General features: G+C 57.8%; 19 protein-coding genes and 2 pseudogenes. 5 read left to right on the forward strand and 16 right to left on the reverse strand.

Annotation, left to right across the window (positions count from 1 at the left end; translation table 11 throughout):
* Positions 1-19: 19 nt before the first annotated feature.
* The 15 genes and pseudogenes from AC1DWG_RS16880 to mtnA form a co-directional block, all read right to left on the reverse strand.
* The gene (locus tag AC1DWG_RS16880; protein WP_477756753.1) at positions 20-877 is read right to left on the reverse strand and encodes a dTDP-4-dehydrorhamnose reductase family protein; all 858 of its coding nucleotides are present in this window, start codon (positions 875-877) and stop codon (positions 20-22) included.
* Complete coding sequence (locus AC1DWG_RS16885; protein ID WP_477756752.1) at positions 874-2,118, reverse strand: glycosyltransferase family 4 protein; 1,245 nt, start codon at positions 2,116-2,118, stop codon at positions 874-876. Before AC1DWG_RS16885 ends, AC1DWG_RS16880 begins: the two co-directional genes overlap by 4 nt.
* A 3-nt stretch (positions 2,119-2,121) precedes the next feature.
* The gene (locus tag AC1DWG_RS16890) at positions 2,122-3,258 is read right to left on the reverse strand and encodes a glycosyltransferase family 4 protein (RefSeq protein WP_477788049.1); all 1,137 of its coding nucleotides are present in this window, start codon (positions 3,256-3,258) and stop codon (positions 2,122-2,124) included.
* Between the two features lie 24 nt (positions 3,259-3,282).
* Positions 3,283-3,599, reverse strand: a pseudogene (locus tag AC1DWG_RS16895) (asparagine synthase-related protein).
* A complete protein-coding gene (locus tag AC1DWG_RS16900) occupies positions 3,581-3,751 on the reverse strand; it encodes an asparagine synthase-related protein (protein ID WP_477756919.1) in 171 nt (56 codons plus the stop codon). The pseudogene AC1DWG_RS16895 and the gene AC1DWG_RS16900 overlap by 19 nt, the downstream one beginning before the upstream one ends.
* 133 nt (positions 3,752-3,884) lie before the next feature.
* Positions 3,885-4,157, reverse strand: coding sequence for a hypothetical protein (locus AC1DWG_RS16905; RefSeq protein ID WP_477788050.1), 273 nt, complete (start codon positions 4,155-4,157; stop codon positions 3,885-3,887).
* 49 nt (positions 4,158-4,206) lie between these two features.
* Positions 4,207-4,507: pseudogene (ihfB, locus tag AC1DWG_RS16910) on the reverse strand (integration host factor subunit beta).
* 306 nt (positions 4,508-4,813) lie between these two features.
* Positions 4,814-6,505, reverse strand: coding sequence for a 30S ribosomal protein S1 (gene rpsA, locus AC1DWG_RS16915; RefSeq protein ID WP_007973639.1), 1,692 nt, complete (start codon positions 6,503-6,505; stop codon positions 4,814-4,816).
* Between the two features lie 120 nt (positions 6,506-6,625).
* Complete coding sequence (cmk, locus tag AC1DWG_RS16920) at positions 6,626-7,315, reverse strand: (d)CMP kinase (protein ID WP_477764749.1); 690 nt, start codon at positions 7,313-7,315, stop codon at positions 6,626-6,628.
* Entirely contained in the window at positions 7,312-9,519 is a 2,208-nt protein-coding gene (locus AC1DWG_RS16925) for a bifunctional prephenate dehydrogenase/3-phosphoshikimate 1-carboxyvinyltransferase (RefSeq protein ID WP_477759910.1), read from the reverse strand. The genes cmk and AC1DWG_RS16925 overlap by 4 nt, the downstream gene beginning before the upstream one ends.
* A gap of 28 nt (positions 9,520-9,547) precedes the next feature.
* Complete coding sequence (gene hisC / locus AC1DWG_RS16930; RefSeq protein WP_477764750.1) at positions 9,548-10,660, reverse strand: histidinol-phosphate transaminase; 1,113 nt, start codon at positions 10,658-10,660, stop codon at positions 9,548-9,550.
* A 13-nt stretch (positions 10,661-10,673) separates the two neighbouring features.
* Positions 10,674-11,768, reverse strand: coding sequence for a prephenate dehydratase (gene pheA, locus AC1DWG_RS16935; protein ID WP_477759896.1), 1,095 nt, complete (start codon positions 11,766-11,768; stop codon positions 10,674-10,676).
* Positions 11,768-12,853: a 3-phosphoserine/phosphohydroxythreonine transaminase gene (gene serC / locus AC1DWG_RS16940; protein WP_477764751.1), complete on the reverse strand. Its 1,086-nt coding sequence runs from the start codon at positions 12,851-12,853 to the stop codon at positions 11,768-11,770. Before serC ends, pheA begins: the two co-directional genes overlap by 1 nt.
* 219 nt (positions 12,854-13,072) lie before the next feature.
* The gene (gene gyrA, locus AC1DWG_RS16945) at positions 13,073-15,727 is read right to left on the reverse strand and encodes a DNA gyrase subunit A (protein WP_056727165.1); all 2,655 of its coding nucleotides are present in this window, start codon (positions 15,725-15,727) and stop codon (positions 13,073-13,075) included.
* Positions 15,728-16,151: 424 nt separating this feature from the next.
* Entirely contained in the window at positions 16,152-17,228 is a 1,077-nt protein-coding gene (gene mtnA, locus AC1DWG_RS16950; protein ID WP_477764752.1) for an S-methyl-5-thioribose-1-phosphate isomerase, read from the reverse strand.
* Between the two features lie 108 nt (positions 17,229-17,336).
* On the opposite strand from mtnA, the gene AC1DWG_RS16955 reads away from it, so the two are divergent.
* The 5 genes from AC1DWG_RS16955 to AC1DWG_RS16975 all read left to right on the forward strand — a co-directional run bounded on the left by AC1DWG_RS16955 (position 17,337) and on the right by AC1DWG_RS16975 (position 22,247).
* Positions 17,337-18,671 carry a TRZ/ATZ family hydrolase gene (locus AC1DWG_RS16955; RefSeq protein ID WP_477788051.1) on the forward strand — a complete coding sequence of 445 codons (1,335 nt, stop codon included), beginning with the start codon at positions 17,337-17,339 and terminating at the stop codon, positions 18,669-18,671.
* Between the two features lie 57 nt (positions 18,672-18,728).
* Positions 18,729-19,427, forward strand: a complete 699-nt coding sequence (ubiG, locus tag AC1DWG_RS16960; protein WP_046042598.1) for a bifunctional 2-polyprenyl-6-hydroxyphenol methylase/3-demethylubiquinol 3-O-methyltransferase UbiG — start codon at positions 18,729-18,731, stop codon at positions 19,425-19,427.
* A 4-nt stretch (positions 19,428-19,431) separates the two neighbouring features.
* The gene (mupP, locus tag AC1DWG_RS16965; protein WP_150758252.1) at positions 19,432-20,103 is read left to right on the forward strand and encodes an N-acetylmuramic acid 6-phosphate phosphatase MupP; all 672 of its coding nucleotides are present in this window, start codon (positions 19,432-19,434) and stop codon (positions 20,101-20,103) included.
* A 111-nt stretch (positions 20,104-20,214) separates the two neighbouring features.
* A complete protein-coding gene (locus AC1DWG_RS16970; RefSeq protein ID WP_477788052.1) occupies positions 20,215-20,955 on the forward strand; it encodes a YciK family oxidoreductase in 741 nt (246 codons plus the stop codon).
* Between the two features lie 365 nt (positions 20,956-21,320).
* Positions 21,321-22,247 carry a GGDEF domain-containing protein gene (locus AC1DWG_RS16975; protein WP_477764754.1) on the forward strand — a complete coding sequence of 309 codons (927 nt, stop codon included), beginning with the start codon at positions 21,321-21,323 and terminating at the stop codon, positions 22,245-22,247.
* Positions 22,248-22,315: 68 nt separating this feature from the next.
* Here the strand turns inward: AC1DWG_RS16975 and AC1DWG_RS16980 are convergent, their stop codons facing one another.
* Positions 22,316-23,077, reverse strand: coding sequence for a TenA family transcriptional regulator (locus AC1DWG_RS16980; protein WP_477764755.1), 762 nt, complete (start codon positions 23,075-23,077; stop codon positions 22,316-22,318).
* Between the last annotated feature and the right edge of the window lie 57 nt (positions 23,078-23,134).

Consider the following 23,134-nt stretch of genomic DNA (forward strand, 5'->3'; position numbering starts at 1 on the left):
ACTTGATTGTATTTAATGATCAACGCGTTGCGCGCATTGATTTGACCAATTCCAACCATGAAGGTGGAACGTAACCGGTCGCGGATTGAAATTTTGATGAGTCCAGCGAACGATTAATAGAAAGATCACTGTCAGCGACGATATCGATTTCCTTTTCATAAACTTCTGCCACCAATTTCAGCAAAGACAATTTATCAATGGGTGCCACCGATACATGATAAAGGCCCTTAAGCTCCGGGTTCGGGATCACATAATCTCGAATGACACGCGCCAGCTCCACGGTAGGGAGCCCCGAAAAAATGGCCTTTTCGTAGCCCTTGACCGACCCGTTCTGGGATAGAAACCAATCCACCAGCGAGTACTGGCTTCCCAGTTCGTGACCGATGATTGAAGTCCGGAGAGTGACTGCATTCGGCTGGGCATGAAGCTCGCCAATGTACTTGGACTTGCCGTAGAGATCCTCCGCATCGGAGATATCCTCTTCAGTGTAAAGCCCTTTACGTCCGGAAAACACGCAGTCGGTACTGATGTGAATCAAGCGAGCGCCAGACAGTTCGCACAACTTGGCAATGCGATGCGGCAACATGGCATTGATGGGAAGCGCCGAAAGGGGATCCTTGGCATCGGCCAGCTGCTTGATCAAGCCGACGCAGTTGATGACGACATCCGGTTTGACCCGTGCCAGCACCGAAACCAGCGAGTCCTGGTCCAGCACGTCAACATTGCTGATCAACGAACTGCGAGTTTCGTCTGAAAAGTGTTTTGCGCCACCTGGGTTACGTAAAGTGCCCCACACCTCATAGCATGGGTTTCCATGGAATTGCCTGAACACCGTGCTACCCAGCATCCCGGTGACCCCTAACACTAGTACTTTCATTTTGAGCTACCTTTCAATTCATTGATCCTGGTACAGAGGATTTCGACGAGACGCTGGCTTTGACGCTCCATTTCGAAATGCTCGAGGTAGTACGCCCTGCCCGACTGCCCCAATGACTCCCGTTCATCCGAACTCATGTGGAAAAGTTGCTCAATGCACCTGGCCATACCTTCGGCATCTTGCGCCGGGCTCGTCAGGCCTGCATTGGCCTCTTGAATGACCCGAGCCCCTTCGCCATCCAGCGCGGCGACAATCGGCCTCCCCGCGGCAAGGTAAGCCTGGACTTTACTGGGAATGGTATAGGAGAACGCCTCATCTTGCTTCAACGTCACCAACAATCCCGTGGCACGACTGAAAAAATGTGGCATTTCACCTACCGGATACCGGCCGGCGAGGACAAGGTTGTCCAATGATCGGGATTTTTTCTGGCTTTCGATCCAGCTCAGCATGCTACCGCTGCCGACCAGAACAATTCGGAGATTGGATAGATGGCGAAGCCTGTCTGCTACCTCAACCAGGGTTTCGACCGATTGTGCGGTCCCCAGGTTGCCAGCAAAAACGAGACAGAAATGGTTTTCGAGCTCCGCAAGCAGCGATGCAGGAATCCGGGTCTCTTCGGAGCCTGGCGGAGTATCCTGATAACAATTTGGGAAATACACGACCTTGCCGGGATCAGCATAGCGAGCAACCGGTTCCCGGAATGCCCTCGACTGAACGAGTAAAGTGTCAACGCAGGCGTAAATGCCTCTGACCATCCACCCTACCACGCGCAAGAGCGATTTATTCCTGATGAATCCCGTCGCACTCAAACTCTCTGGCCAGAGATCTTGAACCCATACAGCCAGATGACTCTTGAGTTTCCATTTCAAATAGATGGCGGGAATGACCGACGTAATCGGGGAAGGTGCAAACACAAAAATTGCGTCGTAACGTTCGCCTTTTACAGCAGCCGGGTAAAATTTCAGCCCATTTACGATATAAGACAAATAATTCAGTATCAGGTTTTTTGCGCCCGAAGAGCCGCGAGGTCTAAGCGGTGCACGGCATACGCCAACTGTCGTTTCGTAACTTTCTTCCTGGTATCCGGAAGCATGGTAGCCGTCGAACACAACACCATCCGGATAGTTCGGTTTGCCGGTAAGAACTTTTACGACATGCCCTTGAGCAGACAAGCTTTTGACCAGGTCGTTGATAATAAATGATTCCGGCCAAAAATACTGCGACACCACGAGAACTCTCATTTATCAAACACCTGCTTTTCGCAACTTGGCCAACGCCAGCAACTCGGACCACGTTTTTCTTGAGGTTTGTTCCCAATCAAACTTATCACTTTGTGCAACCGCTGCAACGGCCAGCTTTTTCAAGAACTCCGGATTTGTTAATGCTTCTGTCAATACGTCTGCTATGTCTTGGGAGTCAAACGGCGAAAAATACAATGCTGCGTCCGCGCCAAACTCCGGCATGGGCATAACATTGGAGCAAATCATTGGCCGACCTGAAGCGAGCGCTTCAAGAAGTATGTTCGGGCTGTTCTCGCACGACGAGGCAAAGAGATTCAGATACGCGTGGTGATACAGAGGAGGAAGTTCCTGATAAGGAATAGCGCCAAGTAGCAGGACCTGGCCTTCCAGGCCTAGCGTCGAAATCAGAGTCTTTACACGCTCGGCTTCCGGCAGATTTGTTTCCCCGACAAGAATCAGCGGGAACCTTTCACGAAGCTCTTGAGGTAGTTTCCCGTAAGCACTGACCACTTGAAAATCATGCTTGTAAACGTCAAATCTCGACACATATAAAATGTACTCGCTCCCTGGTAAAAAATCCGGGCGAACAGTACTTTTGCCGTGTGTCCGAAACACAGAACCAATTCCATGAGGGATAGTAACGGCGTTTTTAACCTTGGTCAGCGATTCGATGCCCCCTCGTGCATAATTTGAAATAAATATCGTCAAATCAGCTTCAGTCATGCTCTTGAGCATAATGCGGCTCAACAACCAATTTCTGATCCGTTGCAACCCGAACGGTACACTTTTTCGTACGCGCAAATCAAATGGAATCATGTTCCGAAACATCGTCGCAACCTTGCAACCGGTTGGTGCACGAGTGCCCACTACCCCCCCGGGACAAAACAGCAGGTCAGCCTTTTCAGCCTTCAAGATACCGGGTAACACCCACTTTTCCCACAAGGCTCTGACAAGCGGATTTTCTGTCGGCCAGGCAGGTTCGACGCGACGGATCCTTGGGTGATCTGGCAGCTTGAGTGACGAAGGGGCAAACACGAGGATATCAAGATCCTCGTCGAAGGGTACGAACTGAAAAGGATTAATCAGATATGTCTGACCTCCACCCAAGCGGGCAGAGAGCGCATTGAAAACTATCTTCATGGAAAACCTTTTGCTCAATCTGAATTAGCGACTATTTTTATCAAGCCAGGATTGGAACATCAGAATATTCCACAAATGAAGACTACGATCGTACGTTCCGTTTTGATGCTGGAGCCACGCTGAGCGAATTTTCTGACAATCGAAATAGCCCTCACTCCTGATTCGCTTCTCAGCCAGCAAGTCCTCTGCCCACTCTCTCAGTGGTCCACGCACCATTGCGCCAGTGGAATAGAGAAGCCCGCCTTTGGTCTATCGAAGAACGAGGTAGGTACGTATCTCTTAAGCAGTTCGCGAAGCGGCCACTTCCCGACGCCACTTTTGATCAACTGCTCTGAAGACAAAAAAACGCCAGTTCCGCGACTCGATGATCAAGCAAGGGTGCCCGGGCTTCGAGGCTCGCGCTCATGGCACCACGCTCGATATTTACGAGCAGATCATCCGGCAAGTACTGAGAAACATCCCACCTACGAATTTCTTCGATGTAATCGTCCATCGACTCCCAAGAGACGTCGCCCTGATCTTGACCGTCAATACCCAATACCACATTGTCTGTAGGTTGTCATTGCGACTACATTTACGCCAGAAAACCTTAACAACTAAAGCGCAAACAGCAATGAATTCCCATCTCAACGAACGCGCGCAGGATACCGCATCATTGCCTCTGCTGAACACCAGAAACAAATTCCAATAAAATCAATGTTCAACTTACCGCCCCTGCTTCTGACCCTCAAGGCATAAGCAGACACAACACCGCCCCCCCCCACAATCATTCCAACCAAGAATGAAACAACGCCAAAAATCGACAACTGAAGCTGTGGTGAAGAAAAACCTAAAAAGGAGATGACAACAAACTGCTGGTTTTCCAGCACGAAGAGCAGGCATGGAATTGATACAAACAACACAAACCCTGTGATCACGAATCGCTTGAAGCGGCGGCTGCCTCACCAACTAATCGTCACTGCAACCCTCCTCATCCTCATTCAGCCGATCACGCAATTCCTTACCCAGCTTGAAATGCGGAACGAACTTGCCATCGAGACTGAGACCGACCGGTTTTCGAATTGCGCCCCACCCTCGGGGAGCGATAGCACAGAGAGAAACTGCCAAACCCACGGATCTCGATACGATCACCGGTGGCCAGGCATTGGGACATTTGTTCAAGCAAGGTCTTGATGGCCTGCTCCACATCCCTGGATGAGAGCAGCCCCTGACGGGTGACAATTCGCTCGATCAACTCCGACTTAGTCATAGCCCCCCCCCTTCTTTTTCAAGCAACCAGATCAGCGCTTCACAGCGCCTCAGCACACCCGGAGGATTTTGAACAGTGCAGCAGTTACCCCATCGTTCTCCTGCCAGGTATCTCGCCTGACCATCACTTACTTTCAGGCATAAGGCTAGCTGCAAATAAACGACTGATTCGACTAAGAAAGAGACAACCTGAGGAGCCCTGGATTTCATCAACAAACCCCGGCAGGCCAATACTCTGTTCAGCCCAGGTAAAATCCAGGCACAAAAAAGGCGACCGAAGTCGCCCTTTTTTACAGAAAGCCAGAACTTAGTTCTGTTTTTCCATTTGTGCACGCAGCAGGTCACCCAGAGTGGTGGCCACAGGAGCGTCAGTAGCTACTGGCTTGTCGCGCAGGCTCTGGATTGCTTCTTTCTCGTCTTCAACGTCTTTCGACTTGATCGAGAGCTGAATTACACGGCTCTTGCGGTCAACGCTGATGATCTTGGCTTCTACTTCTTCGCCTTCTTTCAGAACGTTGCGCGCGTCTTCAACGCGGTCACGGCTGATTTCAGAGGCTTTCAGAGTCGCTTCGATATCGTCGGCCAGAGTGATGATGGCGCCTTTAGCGTCAACTTCCTTCACGATGCCTTTAACGATGGCGCCTTTGTCGTTCTCTTGAACGTACTCGGAGAACGGATCGCTTTCCAGCTGCTTGATACCCAGGGAGATGCGCTCGCGCTCTGGGTCAACCGACAGGATAACGGTGTCCAGCTCGTCGCCCTTCTTGAAGCGGCGAACGGCTTCTTCGCCCACTTCGTTCCAGGAGATGTCGGACAGGTGAACCAGACCGTCGATGCCGCCGTCCAGACCAATGAAGATACCGAAATCGGTGATCGACTTGATGGTGCCGGAGATTTTATCGCCCTTGTTGAACTGGCCAGAGAAATCTTCCCATGGGTTGGATTTGCACTGCTTGATGCCCAGGGAGATACGACGACGCTCTTCGTCGATGTCCAGAACCATGACTTCCACTTCGTCGCCGACTTGTACGACTTTCGAAGGGTGGATGTTCTTGTTGGTCCAGTCCATTTCGGAAACGTGTACCAGACCTTCAACGCCTTCTTCCAGCTCAGCGAAGCAGCCGTAGTCGGTCAGGTTGGTTACACGCGCGGTAACGCGAGTGCTTTCTGGGTAACGGGCTTTGATAGCAACCCATGGATCTTCGCCCAGTTGCTTCAGGCCCAGGGAAACACGATTGCGCTCGCGATCGTACTTCAGAACCTTGACATCGATCTCGTCGCCAACGTTGACGATTTCGGAAGGATGCTTGATACGCTTCCAGGCCATATCGGTAATGTGCAGCAGGCCATCGACGCCACCCAGATCGACGAATGCGCCGTAATCGGTGAGGTTCTTGACGATACCTTTGACTTGTTGGCCTTCCTGCAGGGATTCCAGCAGAGCTTCGCGCTCGGCGGAGTTCTCGGCTTCCAGGACGCTGCGACGGGAAACGACAACGTTGTTGCGCTTCTGGTCCAGCTTGATGACCTTGAATTCCAGCTCTTTGCCTTCCAGGTGCGTGGTGTCGCGCACTGGACGGACGTCAACCAGAGAACCTGGCAGGAACGCACGGATGCCGTTAACGTCGACAGTGAAGCCGCCTTTAACCTTACCGTTGATAACGCCCTTGACCACTTCTTCGGCTGCGAAGGCTGCTTCCAGAACAATCCAGCATTCAGCGCGCTTGGCTTTTTCACGGGACAGCTTGGTTTCACCAAAGCCGTCTTCAACCGAGTCCAGAGCAACGTGAACTTCGTCACCGACGTTGATGTTCAGTTCGCCAGCGTCGTTGTAGAACTGCTCAAGCGGGATGAGTGCTTCAGACTTCAGGCCAGCGTGAACGGTTACCCAGCGAGCCTGGTAATCGATATCAACGATAACACCGGTGATGATGGAGCCTGCCTGAAGGTTCAGGGTTTTTAGGCTTTCTTCAAAGAGTTCCGCAAAGCTTTCGCTCATTTTAATTCCTGTTGATGAGGGCGAAGAATACGCCCATCTCCACACCCCAGACGGTGTGGGTTAGTTTCATTTAAAAGAAGCCACCGCAGGACTATGACTGGTCCCCTGCGGCCCTCTTGGTCACCCGGCGATATCGCGAATGGCGATCTCGCTCATGATGCGTTCCAGCACCTGATCGATGGATAATTCCGTGGAATCCAGCTGTATGGCGTCAGCCGCCGGTTTGAGCGGGGCTACCGCTCGCTGGGTGTCACGCTCATCGCGCGCACGTATCTCATCTAGCAGACTCGACAGACTAACACCCTCGACTTTGCCCTTCAACTGCAAATATCGACGGCGTGCCCGCTCCTCGGCACTGGCGGTCAGAAAAATCTTCAATGGCGCGCCAGGAAAAACCACGGTGCCCATGTCGCGACCATCCGCCACAAGGCCCGGCGCCTCCTGAAAGGCTCGCTGGCGCTGCAGCAGCGCCTCGCGTACAGCGGGCAGCGCAGCCACCTGGGAAGCGCCGGAACCGACGCTTTCGGTGCGAATGACATCGCTGACTTCATCACCTTCCAGAATGATGCGTTGCAACTGACCATCCGTCGCCGCGATGAACTGCACATCCAGATGAGCGGCGAGTTTCTTCAGCAGCTCTTCATTGGTCAGGTCGACACCATGGTTATGCGCGGCGAAGGCCAGCAATCGGTACAACGCACCGGAGTCCAGCAGGTTCCAGCCCAGGCGCTTGGCCAGAATCCCGGCGACCGTGCCCTTGCCCGAACCGCTTGGCCCATCGATGGTGATGACCGGTGCAATGCTGATCACGACTGTGCCTCTTGTGCCACGCGAATACCGACCTGTGCGCACAGCGCCAGGAAATTCGGGAAGGACGTCGCGACGTTGGCGCAATCATGAATGCGGATCGGGGCACTGGCGCGCAGCGAAGCAACGCTGAACGCCATGGCGATACGATGATCACCATGACCGTGCACTTCACCGCCGCCGATCTGGCCGCCGTCGATGATGATGCCATCCGGGGTCGGCTCGCACTTGACGCCCAATGCCAGCAAGCCATCCGCCATGACCTGGATGCGATCCGACTCCTTGACCCGCAGCTCTTCGGCGCCACGCAACACGGTGCGCCCTTCGGCACAGGCGGCGGCGACGAACAGCACCGGGAACTCGTCGATCGCCAGCGGAACCAGCGCCTCGGGAATCTCGATACCTTTGAGTTTAGCTGCACGTACGCGCAAGTCAGCTACCGGTTCGCCACCCACTTCACGCTGGTTTTCCAGGGTGATGTCGGCACCCATCAGGCGCAGGATGTCGATCACACCGGTACGGGTCGGGTTGATGCCAACGTGCTCCAGCACCAGCTCCGAACCTTCGGCGATCGATGCCGCCACCAGGAAGAACGCCGAGGACGAAATATCACCTGGGACTTCAATATGGGTCGCGGTCAGCTTGTTGCCGGACTCGACCGATGCGGTCGCACCGTTGACCGTTACCGGGTAGCCGAAGCCACGCAGCATGCGCTCGGTATGGTCGCGGGTCGGAGCAGGCTCGGTAACCGTGGTCTTGCCTTCGGCATACAGACCGGCCAGCAGCAGGCAGGACTTAACCTGGGCACTGGCCATCGGCATGGTGTAGGTCAGACCCTTGAGCTTGTGGCCACCACGGATGGTCATCGGTGGACGACCTTCCGCGGCGGTTTCGATCACGGCGCCCATTTCACGCAGCGGATTGGCCACGCGATTCATCGGGCGCTTGGACAGCGAAGCGTCGCCGGTCAGGGTGCTGTCGAAGTTCTGCGCGGCCAGCAGGCCGGACAGCAAACGCATCGAAGTACCGGAATTGCCCAGATAGATCGGGCCCGGTGCCGGCTTCAGGCCATGCAGGCCAACACCGTGAATGGTCACGCGACCGTGGTGCGGACCTTCGATCACGACGCCCATGTCACGGAATGCCTGCAAGGTCGCCAGGGCATCTTCGCCCTCGAGGAAACCTTCGACTTCGGTGACACCTTCAGCCAGGGAACCGAGCATGATCGAACGGTGGGAAATCGATTTGTCACCTGGTACGCGAATCCGACCGGACAGGCGGCCACCAGGTTGAGCCAGGAAAATCAGATCATTGGAATTCATAGCGTCCACATAGGCCCTGCGGGCCAGGATTTTACTGAAATGCTCGCGGGCAACCCGGGCGCGAGTGAATACGCCCAACAATTGGTGCCCATCCCCTGCATCGACCGCGTCGCGCAAGGCGTCGAGGTCACTGCGAAATGTATCGAGTGTGCGCAGGACAGCTTCGCGGTTGGCGAGGAAGATGTCGTGCCACATGACCGGGTCGCTTCCGGCGATTCTTGTGAAATCGCGGAAACCGCCCGCAGCGTAACGGAAGATCTCAAGATTTTCATTGCGCTTGGCCAACGAATCGACCAAGCCGAACGCCAGCAAGTGCGGCAGATGACTGGTCGCCGCCAAGACTTCGTCGTGACGTTCGACCTGCATGTGCTCGACATCGGCGCCCAATTCGCGCCACAAACGGTCGACTACCGCCAGGGCTGCCGGATCGGTTTGCTCCAGCGGCGTGAGGATCACTTTATGACGACGAAACAGCTCGGCGTTGGAGGCTTCCACGCCGCTCTGCTCGGAACCGGCAATCGGATGGCCCGGCACGAACCGCACCGGCATGCCGCCGAACGCCTCGGTTGCCGCACGCACCACATTGCCTTTGGCGCTGCCGACATCGGTCAGGATCGCTTGCCCCAGATCCATGCTCGCCAAACGCGCGAGCACTTTTTCCATGGCCAGGATCGGCACCGCCAGTTGAATGACGTCGGCCCCCTGACAAGCAATGCCCAGGTCTTCCTCACAGCGATCCACCACACCCAATTCGACCGCGAGTTTGCGCGATTGCGGATCGAGATCGACCCCGACCACTTCGCGGCATATGCCGCTCTCACGCAAACCCTTGGCAAACGAACCGCCGATCAACCCAAGACCGACCACCACCAGGCGACCGATCATAGGTTCAGCAGATTGCAGCGCAGTGACATCAACCACGAGCCAGAACCTTGGTCAGCGCTTCAAGGAAGCGGCTGTTCTCTGCCGGCAGACCAATGGTGACGCGCAGGTGATTCGGCATGCCGTAGTTCGCTACCGGACGCACGATCACGCCTTCACGAAGCAAGCCCTGGAACACCGGCGCTGCAACCTGACCCAGGTCCACGCAAATGAAGTTGCCCCTGGACGGAATCCAGCTCAACCCCAATTCACGGAAACCCGCCTCCAGTTGCAGCATGCCGGCCTCATTCAGTTGACGGCTTTGCGCGAGATACTCTTCATCCTTCAACGCTGCACAGGCCGCAGCCAGAGCCAGGCTGTTGACGTTGAACGGCTGGCGTACACGGTTCAGCACGTCCGCGACCACCGCCGTGGACAAGCCATAACCCACGCGCAGTGCAGCCAGGCCATAGGCCTTGGAGAAGGTGCGGGAAACCAGCAGGTTCGGATAAGCCGCCAGGAAGTCCAGGCCGTCCGGCATATCGCTGCCTTCGGCGTACTCGATGTAGGCCTCGTCCAGCACCACCAGCACATGCTCCGGAACATCCTGCAGGAATTCGTCCAGCGCCTCGGCGTCGAACCAGGTCCCGGTCGGGTTGTTCGGGTTGGCGATAAAGACCACACGGGTATTGGCATCGATCGCCGCCAGCATGGCGGGCAGGTCATGCCCCCAGTCCTTGGCCGGAACCACCTTGGCCTGCGCACCGACCGCCTGAGTGGCAATCGGGTAGACAGCGAACGCATGCTCGCTGAACACGGCATTCAGGCCCGGCGCCAGATAGGCGCGCGCCACCAGCTCAAGAATGTCGTTGGAGCCATTACCCAGCGTCACTTGATTCAGCTCGACACGGCACTGCTCGGCCAGCAGGGTCTTGAGCGCAAAACCGTTGCCGTCCGGATAGCGGGTCAGCTCGACCAGCGCATCGCGGATGGCCGCCAGCGCCTTGGGGCCGGCGCCCAGCGGGTTTTCGTTGCTCGCCAGTTTGACGATGCTGGCTGGATCGAGTTTGAGCTCGCGAGCCAGTTCGTCCACGGGTTTGCCCGGAACATAAGGCGAAAGTTGTTGCACGCCCGGCTGTGCCAGAGCGAGGAAATTGCCACTCATTTGCTACCGCCCCTTAGAGAACTGCTTTCGGGTAGGAACCCAGCACTTTGAGTGCCACTGCTTCCTGACTGATCTTTTCCAGCACACTTTTGACCAGTGGGTCGCGGTGGTGGCCGACGAAGTCGATGAAGAACACGTAGGTCCACTTGCCGCTGCGCGACGGACGAGTCTCGATTCGCGTCAGGTCGATGCCATTGTCGTGGAACGGCACCAGCAACTCGTGCAGCGCACCCGGTTTGTTGCTCATGGAGACGATGATCGATGTCTTGTCGTCGCCAGTCGGCGGCACTTCCTGATTACCGATCATCAGGAAGCGCGTGGAGTTATCCGGACGGTCCTCGATTTTTTCGGCCAGACGGGTCAAGCCATACAGGCCGGCCGCCATGTCGCCGGCAATCGCCGCCGAGTTCCACTCACCCTTGACCCGCTTGGCCGCTTCGGCGTTGCTGGACACCGCCACGCGCTCGACATTCGGGTAATGGGCGTCCAGCCACTTGCGGCACTGGGCCAGGGACTGGGCGTGGGAGTAGATACGGCTGATGCTGTCGGTCTTGGTGTTTTCACCGACCAACAGGTGATGGTGGATACGCAGTTCGACTTCGCCGCAGATCACCATGTCGTGCTCAAGGAAGCTGTCGAGGGTGTGATTGACCGCGCCTTCCGTGGAGTTCTCCACCGGCACCACGCCAAAATTCACCGCCCCCGCCGCCACTTCACGGAACACTTCGTCGATCGCCGCCATCGGCTTGCTGATCACGGCGTGGCCGAAGTGCTTCATGGCCGCCGCCTGGGTGAAAGTACCTTCAGGGCCGAGGTAAGCCACTTTCAGCGGCTGCTCGAGCGCCAGGCACGAAGACATGATTTCGCGGAACAACCGCGCCATCTCTTCGTTGCCCAACGGCCCCTGGTTACGCTGCATGACACGCTTGAGCACCTGAGCTTCTCGCTCAGGACGATAGAACACCGGCACTTCGCCTTCGGCCAGCGAGGCCATCTTTACTCGCGCGACTTCCTGGGCGCAGCGCGCACGCTCACTGATCAGCTCCAGGACCTTTTCGTCCAGGGCATCAATGCGCAGGCGCAGTGCCTTGAGTTCTTGCTCAGACATTAGCCGTGTTCCTTCTCGAACTCTGCCATGTAAGAAATCAGCGCATTGACGGCGTTGATGTCGACGGCGTTATAGATGGAGGCGCGCATGCCCCCCACGGAACGGTGCCCCTTGAGGTTCAACAGGCCACGCTCGTCGGCACCGGCCAGGAACGGCTTGTCCAGACGATCATCAGCCAGGCGGAACGGCACGTTCATCCACGAGCGGTCCGACTTGTTGATCGGGTTGCTGTACAGGCCGCTGGCATCGATGAAGCCATACAGCGTGCGCTGCTTGACTTCGTTGAGCTTGCCGATGGCCTCGACGCCGCCCTGCTCCTTGAGCCACTCGAATACCAGGCCAGACAAGTACCAGGCCAGGGTCGGCGGGGTGTTGTACATCGAACCGTTATCGGCCGCGACCTTGTAGTTGAGCATAGTCGGGCACAGGGAGCGGGCCTTGCCCAGCAGGTCTTCGCGAACGATGTTGACGACGATACCGCTCGGGCCAATGTTTTTCTGGGCGCCGGCGTAGATCATGCCGAAACGTGAAACATCCACCGGGCGCGACAGGATGTCCGAGGACATGTCGGCGACCAGCGGAACATCACCGGTTTCCGGAATCCACTGGAATTCCAGGCCGCCGATGGTTTCGTTCGGCGCGTAGTGAACGTAGGCCGCGTCTTTCGACAGCTTCCACTCGTTCTGGCCGGGAATGGCGAAATAGTCGTATGGCCTGGCGGTGCCGGCAACATTGACGTGGCCGTAGCGCGAAGCTTCTTCGATGGCTTTCTGCGACCAGATACCGGTGTCGATATAGTCGGCCGAGCCGTTTTCCGGCAACAGGTTCAGAGGAATCTGAGCAAATTGCTGGCTGGCGCCACCTTGCAGAAACAGCACTTTATAGTTCGAGGGGATATCCAGCAGATCACGCAGATCCTGCTCGGCCTTGGTGGCGATGGACACGAACTCATCGCTGCGATGGCTCATTTCCATGACCGACAGACCCTTGCCGTGCCAGTCGAGGAGTTCACCCTGGGCGCGCTGCAGGACAGCTTCGGGAAGCGCCGCAGGACCGGCACAGAAGTTATAGGCTCTCTTGCTCACATCCAATCTCGCTCTGATTTGGTGGTATCACGCAATAAATCTGTAGGAGCTGTCGAGCAGAGCGAGGCTGCGATCTTTTGATGCCAAATGAAAGCAAGAGCCAGATCAAGAGATCGCAGCCTCGCTTCGCTCGACAGCTCCTACATTAAAATCAATTCCACAGTTCCTAGAGGACAAACAACAAGGGGGCGAATTTTCATCCGCCCCCTGCTTACCCGCTTATTCCTGTGGTTCTTCGTCAGCGGCGGCGTCGAGTTGCTGGTCTTCGGCAACGTCGTCGATCACGACTTCACCGACAAACCCTTCACCCTCTTCACCTTCCAGCTCTTCGCCTTCGACTTCCGACGGCTCCTGAACCCGCTCCAGACCGACCAGCGTTTCATCGTTGGCCAGTTTGATCAGGGTCACGCCCTGGGTGTTACGACCCAGGCTGGACACTTCGTCGACACGGGTGCGCACCAGAGTGCCCTGGTCGGAAATCAGCATGATTTCCTCGCCGTCGAGCACCTGGACCGCACCGACCAGACGGCCGTTACGCTCGTTGCTGACCATGGCAATAACGCCCTGGCCGCCACGCTTGTACTCAGGGAACTCGGTGATCGCCGTGCGCTTGCCGTAGCCACGCGCCGAAGCTGTGAGGATCTGGCTGCCTTCTTCCGGGATCAGCATGGAAATCAGCTTCTGGCCTTCCGGCAGACGCATGCCGCGCACACCGCGGGCGGTACGGCCCATGGCGCGAACGTCGGATTCCTTGAAGCGCGTCACTTTGCCGCCATCGGAGAACAGCATCACTTCGCGCTCGCCATCGGTGATGGCCGCGGAAATCAGCACGTCGCCTTCGTCCAGCTCCAGCGCGATCAGGCCGACGCTGCGTTGACGGCTGAAGGATTCCAGCGGGGTCTTCTTCACGGTGCCGTTGGCGGTGGCCATGAAGATGTAGTGACCTTCGGTGTACTCCTCGACCGGCAGCATGGTGGTGATGTATTCACCGTCATCCAGCGGCAGCAGGTTGACCAGCGGACGACCACGGGCAGCACGTGACGCTTCAGGGATTTCGTAGGTTTTCAGCCAGTACACCTTGCCCTTGCTGGAGAACAGCAGCAGCGTGGTGTGGCTGTTGGCAACCAGCAGGTGAGCGATGTAGTCCTCATCCTTGACGCCGGTCGCCGACTTGCCTTTACCGCCACGACGCTGGGCCTGGTACGCAGCCAGCGGCTGGGTCTTGGCGTAGCCACCGTGGGAAATGGTCACGACGCGCTCTTCTTCCGGGATCATGTCACCCAGGGTCAGGTCGAGACGGGCATCGAGGATTTCAGTACGACGCACGTCGCCGTATTCGGCGCGAATCACTTCCAGCTCTTCGCGGATCACTTCCATCAGGCGCGTGGCGCTGTTGAGGATGCGGATCAGCTCGCCGATCTGGTTGAGGATCTCTTGATACTCGGCCAGCAGTTTTTCGTGTTCCAGACCGGTCAGGCGGTGCAGACGCAGTTCCAGAATGGCTTGCGCCTGTTCTGGCGACAGGAAGTACTTGCCGTCGCGCAAACCGTATTGCGGATCGAGGTTTTCCGGACGGCACGAATCGGCGCCGGCACGTTCAACCATCGCCACCACGGCCGAGGACTCCCAAGGCGTGCTGATCAGCGCTTCCTTGGCTTCCGACGGCGTTGGCGACGCCTTGATCAGGGCGATGACCGGGTCGATGTTCGACAGGGCAACCGCTTGACCTTCAAGGATATGACCACGCTCGCGCGCCTTGCGCAGTTCGAACACGGTACGACGGGTCACCACTTCGCGGCGGTGACGGACGAAGGCTTCCAGCAGGTCCTTGAGGTTCAGGATCCGCGGACGGCCGTCGATCAGCGCGACGATGTTGATACCGAACACCGCTTGCAGCTGGGTCTGGGCGTAGAGGTTGTTGAGGATGACCTCAGGCACTTCGCCGCGACGCAGCTCGATCACGACGCGCATACCGTCCTTGTCGGACTCGTCGCGCAGTTCGGTGATGCCTTCAAGCTTCTTCTCTTTGACCAGCTCGGCGATCTTCTCGATCAGACGCGCCTTGTTCAGCTGGTAAGGGAGTTCGGTGATGACGATCTGCTGGCGGCCACCGACCTTGTCGATGTCTTCGATCATCGAGCGGGCGCGCATGTAAATGCGCCCGCGACCGGTGCGGTAGGCTTCGATGATGCCGGCGCGACCGTTGATGATCGCGGCGGTCGGGAAGTCCGGACCGGGGATGTATTGCATCAGCTCGTCGACGGTCAGCTCAGGGTTGTCGATGAGTGCCAGGCAACCGTCGATGACTTCACCGAGGTTGTGCGGCGGAATGTTGGTCGCCATGCCTACGGCGATACCGCTGGAGCCGTTGACCAGCAGGTTGGGAATACGGGTCGGCATGACCGCCGGAATCATTTCGGTGCCGTCGTAGTTCGGCACCCAGTCCACGGTTTCTTTATGCAGGTCAGCCAGCAGCTCGTGCGCCAGCTTGGTCATGCGCACTTCGGTGTATCGCATGGCCGCGGCGTTGTCGCCGTCCACCGAACCGAAGTTGCCCTGGCCGTCTACCAGCAGGTAGCGCAGGGAGAATGGCTGTGCCATCCGAACGATGGTGTCGTACACCGCGGTATCACCGTGCGGGTGATACTTACCGATCACGTCACCGACAACACGGGCAGATTTCTTGTACGGCTTGTTGAAGTCGTTGCCCAGCTCGCTCATCGCGAACAGCACGCGCCGGTGCACGGGCTTCAAGCCATCGCGCGCATCCGGCAGTGCCCGCCCGACAATTACGCTCATCGCGTAGTCGAGGTAGGACTGCTTCAGCTCGTCTTCGATATTGACCGGGAGGATTTCTTTGGCCAGTTCGCCCATGAGAAGCCTGATTCCTTTTTCTGGTGAAACTTCGTCAGGACCAACGAAGCTCGCCGCTGCAGGCTCAGTGCCATGCATTGGCTTACGACAAATCAACGAGTTATGCCATGGATCTGCGCAGTAAAGATCACCCCGCGGGGCAACCTTGGAAACCGCCGGATGTTATCACAAGAGCCGCCACGCACCTATCCCCCAGACGCGCATGGAGAGTAGTTAGTTGACCGGTGACAGGCTTGAAGGGGACGAGAGGGGCTTAGAGGTGTGATCAACCGGCATTCAACCGTATTTTTCACTTGTAAACACCGACCTGTAGGAGCTGCCGAAGGCTGCGATCTTTTCGGGACCGTTACCGACTTATGCCGGGAAGATCAAAAGATCGCAGCCTTCGGCAGCTCCTACAGGGATTTCGTGCAACCCGAATGATTTAATGCAGACGTTTGCGGCACATCAACTGCGCCATCTTCGCGGTATCCGGGCGCTCGACGATGCCTTTTTCAGTGACGATCGCATCGATCAGATCCGCCGGCGTCACGTCGAACACCGGGTTGAAGGCATTGACGTCGGCCCCGACGCGCTTGCCACCGACCTCCAGCAACTCGCGACCATCACGCTCTTCAATCGGAATGTCATCGCCACTGGCCAGGTTCATGTCGATGGTCGAACTCGGCGCCACCACCATGAAGCGCACGCCGTGGTGCATGGCGTTGACGGCCAGCTGATAGGTGCCGATCTTGTTGGCCACATCGCCATTGGCGGTGATCCGGTCAGCGCCGACGATGACCCAGGTGGGGCCTTTGGTCTTCATGATATGCGCCGCGGCGGAATCGACATTGAGGGTCACGGGAATGCCTTCATTGGCCAGTTCCCACGCGGTCAGCCGCGAGCCCTGCAGCCATGGGCGGGTTTCGTCGACATATACCTGCTCGACCATACCTTCGAGGAACGCACCACGAATCACCCCCAGCGCGGTGCCAAAGCCGCCCGTGGCCAGCGCGCCGGTGTTGCAGTGGGTGAGGATCGCCTGGGCGTTGCCCTGATGCTTGCGGATCAGGTCCACACCCAGCTGGGCCATGGTCAAGTTGGCTTCGCGATCACTTTCATGAATGGCGATGGCCTCGGCCTCCAGCACCTCCAGCGGATCGGCATTGTCCTTCAGGCGATCAAGCCGGTCGTGCATGCGCCCCAGCGCCCAGAACAGGTTGACCGCAGTAGGACGGGAATCGGCCAACAGCATGAAATCCTCTTCCAGCGCAGCGTACCAGTCGCCACCTTCGGCAATCCGGGCGCGGGCCGCCAGTACGATGCCATAGGCTGCGCTAATGCCGATGGCCGGCGCGCCACGCACCACCATCGAGCGAATGGCCTCGGCCACGCCAGCAGCGCTGGTGTAGGCAATCCAGGTTTCCTCGAACGGCAAAATACGCTGATCCAGCAGATGGAGAGCGCCATCACGCCAATCGATGGCCTTTACCTTTTCCGCAGCCAACAGTCGATCGCGCATCCCTCACCCCGCACTCATGAACAAAAGCCGCCGATTATAGCGATCCCCCCGCGAAGACGCTCGGGTATACTTCGCAATCCTATACAAAAGCACTGGAACCGACCCTCGATGCCGAACACTGCCGCTGCGCTCGACCTGTTATTGCTGCCGACCTGGCTGGTACCCGTCGAACCCGCTGGTGTTGTCCTCAAGGAACATGGCGTGGGCATCCGTGATGGACGCATCGTGTTTATCGGCCCACGTTCCGCCGCGCTGAAGCTTAACGCAACCGAAACCCGCGAATTGCCCGACATGCTGCTCAGCCCCGGCCTGATCAATGCCCACGGGCACGCGGCGATGACGCTGTTCCGTGGCCTGGCCGATGATCTGCCATTGATGACCTGGCTGGAAAACCATATCTGGCCCGCCGAGGCCAAATGGGTCGATGAAGCTTTCGTGCGCGACGGTACCGACCTTGCCATCGCCGAGCAAATCAAAGGCGGCATCACCTGTTTCTCTGACATGTACTTCTTCCCGAAGGTTGCCAGCGAGCGCGTGCACAACAGCGGCATTCGCGCGCAAATCGCGATTCCGATCCTCGACTTCCCGATTCCGGGGGCCGCCACGGCGGACGAAGCCATTCGTCAGGGCGTTGAACTGTTTGGCGATCTCAAGCACCACGAACGCATCAAAATCACCTTCGGCCCCCATGCACCCTACACCGTAGGCGACGAAAACCTGGAAAAAACCCGGATGATCGCCGAGGAACTGGACGCTTCGATCCACATGCACGTGCATGAAACCGCCTTCGAAGTACAACAATCGGTCGAGCAGCGCGGTGAACGACCACTGGCCCGACTGGCGCGCCTGGGTTTGCTGGGGCCGCGCTTCCAGGCGGTTCACATGACCCAGATCAGCGAAGAAGACCTGGCGCTGCTGGTAGAAAGCAACAGCAATGTGATTCATTGCCCGGAGTCGAACCTGAAGCTGGCCAGCGGGTTCTGCCCGGTCGAGCGTTTGTGGCAGGCCGGGGTCAATGTTGCGGTCGGCACCGATGGCGCGGCCAGCAACAATGACCTGGACCTGCTCGGCGAAACCCGCACCGCGGCCCTGCTGGCCAAGGCTGTCGCCGGCTCGGCCACCGCGCTGGATGCCCATCGTGCCTTGCGCATGGCCACCCTCAATGGCGCCCGGGCACTGGGTATCGAGGCCGAAGTCGGTTCGCTGGAAATCGGCAAGGCCGCGGACATGGTGGCTTTCGACCTCTCCGGCCTGGCCCAGCAACCGGTCTACGAACCGGTTTCGCAGCTTATATATGCCACCGGCCGCGACTGCGTGAAACACCTTTGGGTTGCCGGCAAGCAGTTGCTCGACGACCGTCGCCTGACACGCCTGGATGAACAACAGCTTGGCGCTGTCGCGAGGGCCTGGGGCCAGCGCATCAGCGGCCGCACCGAATCGTAAGCACCCTGGAACGCAATCCGGGGCAACAGGATTTTTCAAGTTTTAGAGGACTAGACCATGAGCAACGTCGACTACGCCGAAATCGCCAAATTCGAGGCCCTGGCTCATCGCTGGTGGGACCGCGAAAGCGAATTCAAACCGCTGCACGACATCAACCCGCTGCGGGTCAACTGGATTGACGAGCGGGTCAACCTGGCCGGTAAAAAAGTCCTCGACGTCGGTTGCGGCGGCGGCATCCTCAGCGAAGCCATGGCCCAACGCGGTGCGACCGTGATGGGTATCGACATGGGCGAAGCGCCGTTGGCGGTTGCCCAGTTGCATCAGCTGGAGTCGGGCGTGAGCGTCGAGTACCGACAGATCACCGCCGAAGCCCTGGCCGAGGAAATGCCGGAGCAGTTCGACGTGGTCACCTGCCTTGAAATGCTTGAGCACGTGCCGGACCCGTCGTCGGTCATCCGCGCCTGCTTCCGCATGGTCAAGCCCGGCGGCCAGGTGTTCTTCTCCACCATCAACCGCAACCCGAAGGCGTACCTGTTCGCCATCGTCGGCGCCGAATACATCATGAAGCTGCTGCCGCGCGGCACCCACGACTTCAAGAAATTCATCCGCCCCTCCGAACTTGGCGCCTGGAGCCGCATGGCCGGCCTGACCGTCAAGGACATCATCGGCCTGACCTACAACCCGCTGACCAAGCACTACAAACTGGCGGCCGACGTGGACGTCAACTACATGATCCAGACCCTGCGCGAGGAGTAAGCCGATGCCAATCAGAGCAGTTCTTTTCGACATGGACGGCACTCTGCTCGACACCGCGCCGGACTTCATTGCGATCTGTCAGGCGATGCGTGCCGACCGTGGCTTGCCACCGATGAACGACAAGCACATTCGCGACGAGATTTCCGGCGGCGCCAAGGCGATGGTCGCGGTGACCTTCGCCATGGACCCGGAATCGCCGGGGTTCGAGGAACTGCGCCTGGAGTTTCTGGAGCGCTACCTCGTCGGTTGTGCCGTTCACAGCAAGCTGTTCGACGGCATGGGCGAACTGCTGGCGGACATCGAGAAGGCCAACCTGGTCTGGGGCGTGGTCACCAACAAGCCGCTGCGCTTCGCCGAGCCGATCATGCAACAGCTGGGGCTGGCTGAACGCTCGGCGCTGCTGATCTGCCCGGATCATGTGAAGAACAGCAAACCGGATCCCGAGCCGCTGATCCTCGCCTGCAAGATGCTCGATCTCGATCCGGCCAGCGTGCTGTTCGTCGGCGATGACCTGCGCGACATCGAGTCGGGCCGCGATGCTGGCACCAAGACTGCCGCCGTGACTTTCGGCTATATCCACCCGGATGATAATCCGCGGCATTGGGGTGCGGATGTGGTGGTTGATCATCCGCTGGAGTTGCGCAAGGTGCTCGATAGTGCGCTTTGCAGCTGCTGATTAAAGTCAAGAGATCGCAGCCTGCGGCAGCTCCTACAGGGGACCGCGATCGACGTAGGAGCTGCCGCAGGCTGCGATCTTTTCCAGCTTTGTTATGGATTGAGGTTTTTTATGTTTGATTATTCCGCCCGCCCCGAACTGCTCAAGGATCGGGTCATTCTGGTCACCGGCGCAGGACGTGGCATTGGCGCCGCAGCGGCAAAAGCCTACGCGGCACACGGCGCAACCGTGCTGCTGCTGGGCAAGACCGAAGCCAACCTGACCAAGGTCTACGACGAAATCGAAGCCGCCGGCCATCCACAACCGGCGGTGATCCCGTTCAATCTCGAAACCGCCCTGCCCCATCAATACGATGAGCTGGCGGCGATGATCGAAAGCGAATTCGGGCATCTCGACGGCCTGCTGCACAATGCTTCGATCATCGGCCCGCGCACGCCGATCGAGCAGCTGTCCGGCGAAAACTTCATGCGGGTCATGCAAGTCAACGTCAATGCCATGTTCATGCTCACCAGCACTCTGCTGCCGCTGCTCAAGCTGTCGCAAGATGCCTCGGTGGTGTTCACGTCCAGCAGCGTCGGCCGCAAGGGACGTGCGTACTGGGGCGCTTACGGCGTCTCCAAATTCGCCACTGAAGGGCTGATGCAAACCCTGGCTGACGAAGTCGATACCGTGGCCCCGGTACGCTCCAACAGCATCAACCCGGGCGCTACCCGCACCAGCATGCGCGCCCAGGCTTACCCGGGTGAAAATCCGCTGAACAACCCGACGCCCGAGGAGATCATGCCGGTCTACCTTTACCTGATGGGCCCGGACAGCACCGGTATCAACGGCCAGGCGTTCAACGCCCAGTAGCGACCGTACGTCGCTTTTTGGTGCCGCGCCGATTTCCTGTCGCGGCACTCGAATACACGCCAGGAACCTGTCAAACAAACGTCACATACTGCGCTGCACACGTAATAGACGAAGCACAACCTGTTGATTTAATACAAATTTTATTAAGATGAACCGAATGGCACGACTTTCGCTCTAAATTTGCTAAGACACGCAACGTGAAAGCAGACGGAACGAAGCTTGAGTGCGGCGATTACTCATCTTCTACAAAGCAGATTAAACTTGTACGAAATGTCCTACGGGACTGACGGACCAGTACGACGCGCAGCCTAAGCCGCTCTCACCCTGCTTGTAAGACAGCCTTACTGCTTAGGGGCGCACGCCTTATGAAACCACCTTCCCAGACCAACGCAATTGACTTCGATAGCGCCAAATTGCAGCGCCTGGGCTTTGGTCAGCAACCGCTTCTTCTGGCAAGGCCTATCAGTCTTGCGCAATTGCGCCAGCAACTGAGCCTGCAGCTGCAAACCAGTCTGGAACCGCAACGCATTCTTGGGACGTTCTATCGCGAGATTCAGCGATTGGTGCCGCTGGACGCTTTGTGCTACCTGCACAAGAGCAGTGACTTGCGTCTGGAGTTCGGCCAACGCGGCCACCATTCCATCAGTTACAGCCTCAGCCACGAAGGCGAACACCTGGGTGAGCTGATTTTCCGCCGCAATCAGCGTTTCAGCGAACAGGAACAGGGCAATCTCGAATCGCTGCTGGCCGCGCTGCTTTTCCCGATGCGCAACGCGCTGCTTTACCGTACCGCCACCCAAAGTGCACTGCGCGACCCGCTGACGGGCACCGGCAACCGCATCGCCATGGACCAGACATTGCAAAGGGAAATCGAGCTATCCCGGCGCCATCTGCAACCGTTATCGGTGCTGATGCTGGACATCGATCATTTCAAGCAAGTCAATGATACCCACGGCCACAGCACAGGCGATGACGTGCTCAAGGCGGTCGCTGCCTCGATCAAAAACCAGCTGCGCAACGTGGACATGGTGTTTCGCTATGGCGGTGAAGAGTTCCTGATCCTGCTGTCGAACACCAGCCGCGAGGCCGCGGCCATGGTCGGTGAGCGGCTGCGGTTTGCAGTGCAGTCTGAAGAATACCTGGCCGATGGTCATACGATCTTGCTGACGGTCAGCCTCGGCTGTTCGACATTGTTACCCGGCGAGTCTGCCGAAAGCCTGTTGCGACGGGCAGACAGTGCACTGTATGTGGCCAAGCGCGAAGGTCGTAACCGGTTGGAGATGGCGGGGTAACTGCCGACCACAAAATAATGTGGGAGCGAGGCTGCTCGCTCCCACAGTTGTTTCAAGCAGACTTTGGATCAGCTCTCGGCCAGTGCCATCCGCTCACGCGCGACCGGCGCTCTTTCTGCGTGCTCCAACTGCATGCAACGTTCGAGAAACAGGTACATGTAGTCGTAGCTCTTGCACACAGCCTGGCGCAACTCCACCTGCAGGGATTTGCTCGGGTTGGTGCCCGCCAATGTACAGATGATTTCCAGGGCTTCCCATGGATGGGCATCGTCGTACTGGGCATGCATCTTCAGCCACTTCATCGCTCGCTTGCGATCTTCCTCGGGGAACGAGGCGGCGTAGATACCGTTGGAACAAACGACCGCCGACCATTCCCCGGTCGCCCCTTCGATGGCGTAGTTGGTAGCGGCAATCGCAACGATCAGCGAGTCGGCTGAACTGGTGTGCCAGCACCAATGGCTCAAGGCGTGAAGCTCCGGTGCAACCTGCTGTGCCTGCAGGTCTTCCAGGCTGACACCGTGCGCGCGACTCCAGTGCACCCAGTAATCGGCGTGGTTCAATTCGACGCGGATATTACGCATCAGCCAGCGACGGGCCATGTCTTCGCCGGGATGACGGGCAAAGCGTGTCTTGGTCAGGTTTTGTGCCATATACAACGCGAACTGTTCGACCACCGGCCAGCCACCGATCAGGTATTGGCGCATGGTCTTTGCACTGAGTTTGTTGTCTCGCATGCGTTGGTACAGTTCGTGTTCGACAACCCGGCGTTTGCTCTCGCTGCAATCCTGGATCAGGCGCTGGGCCCAGGCAGGGTAACTTGCAGCTTCCATGAGCGGTCCGGTTCGGTTGAATGTATCGATCACTGTCGAGCTCCTTTTGATTGTGAT

The organism is Pseudomonas sp. P4_B3, from assembly GCF_056402295.1.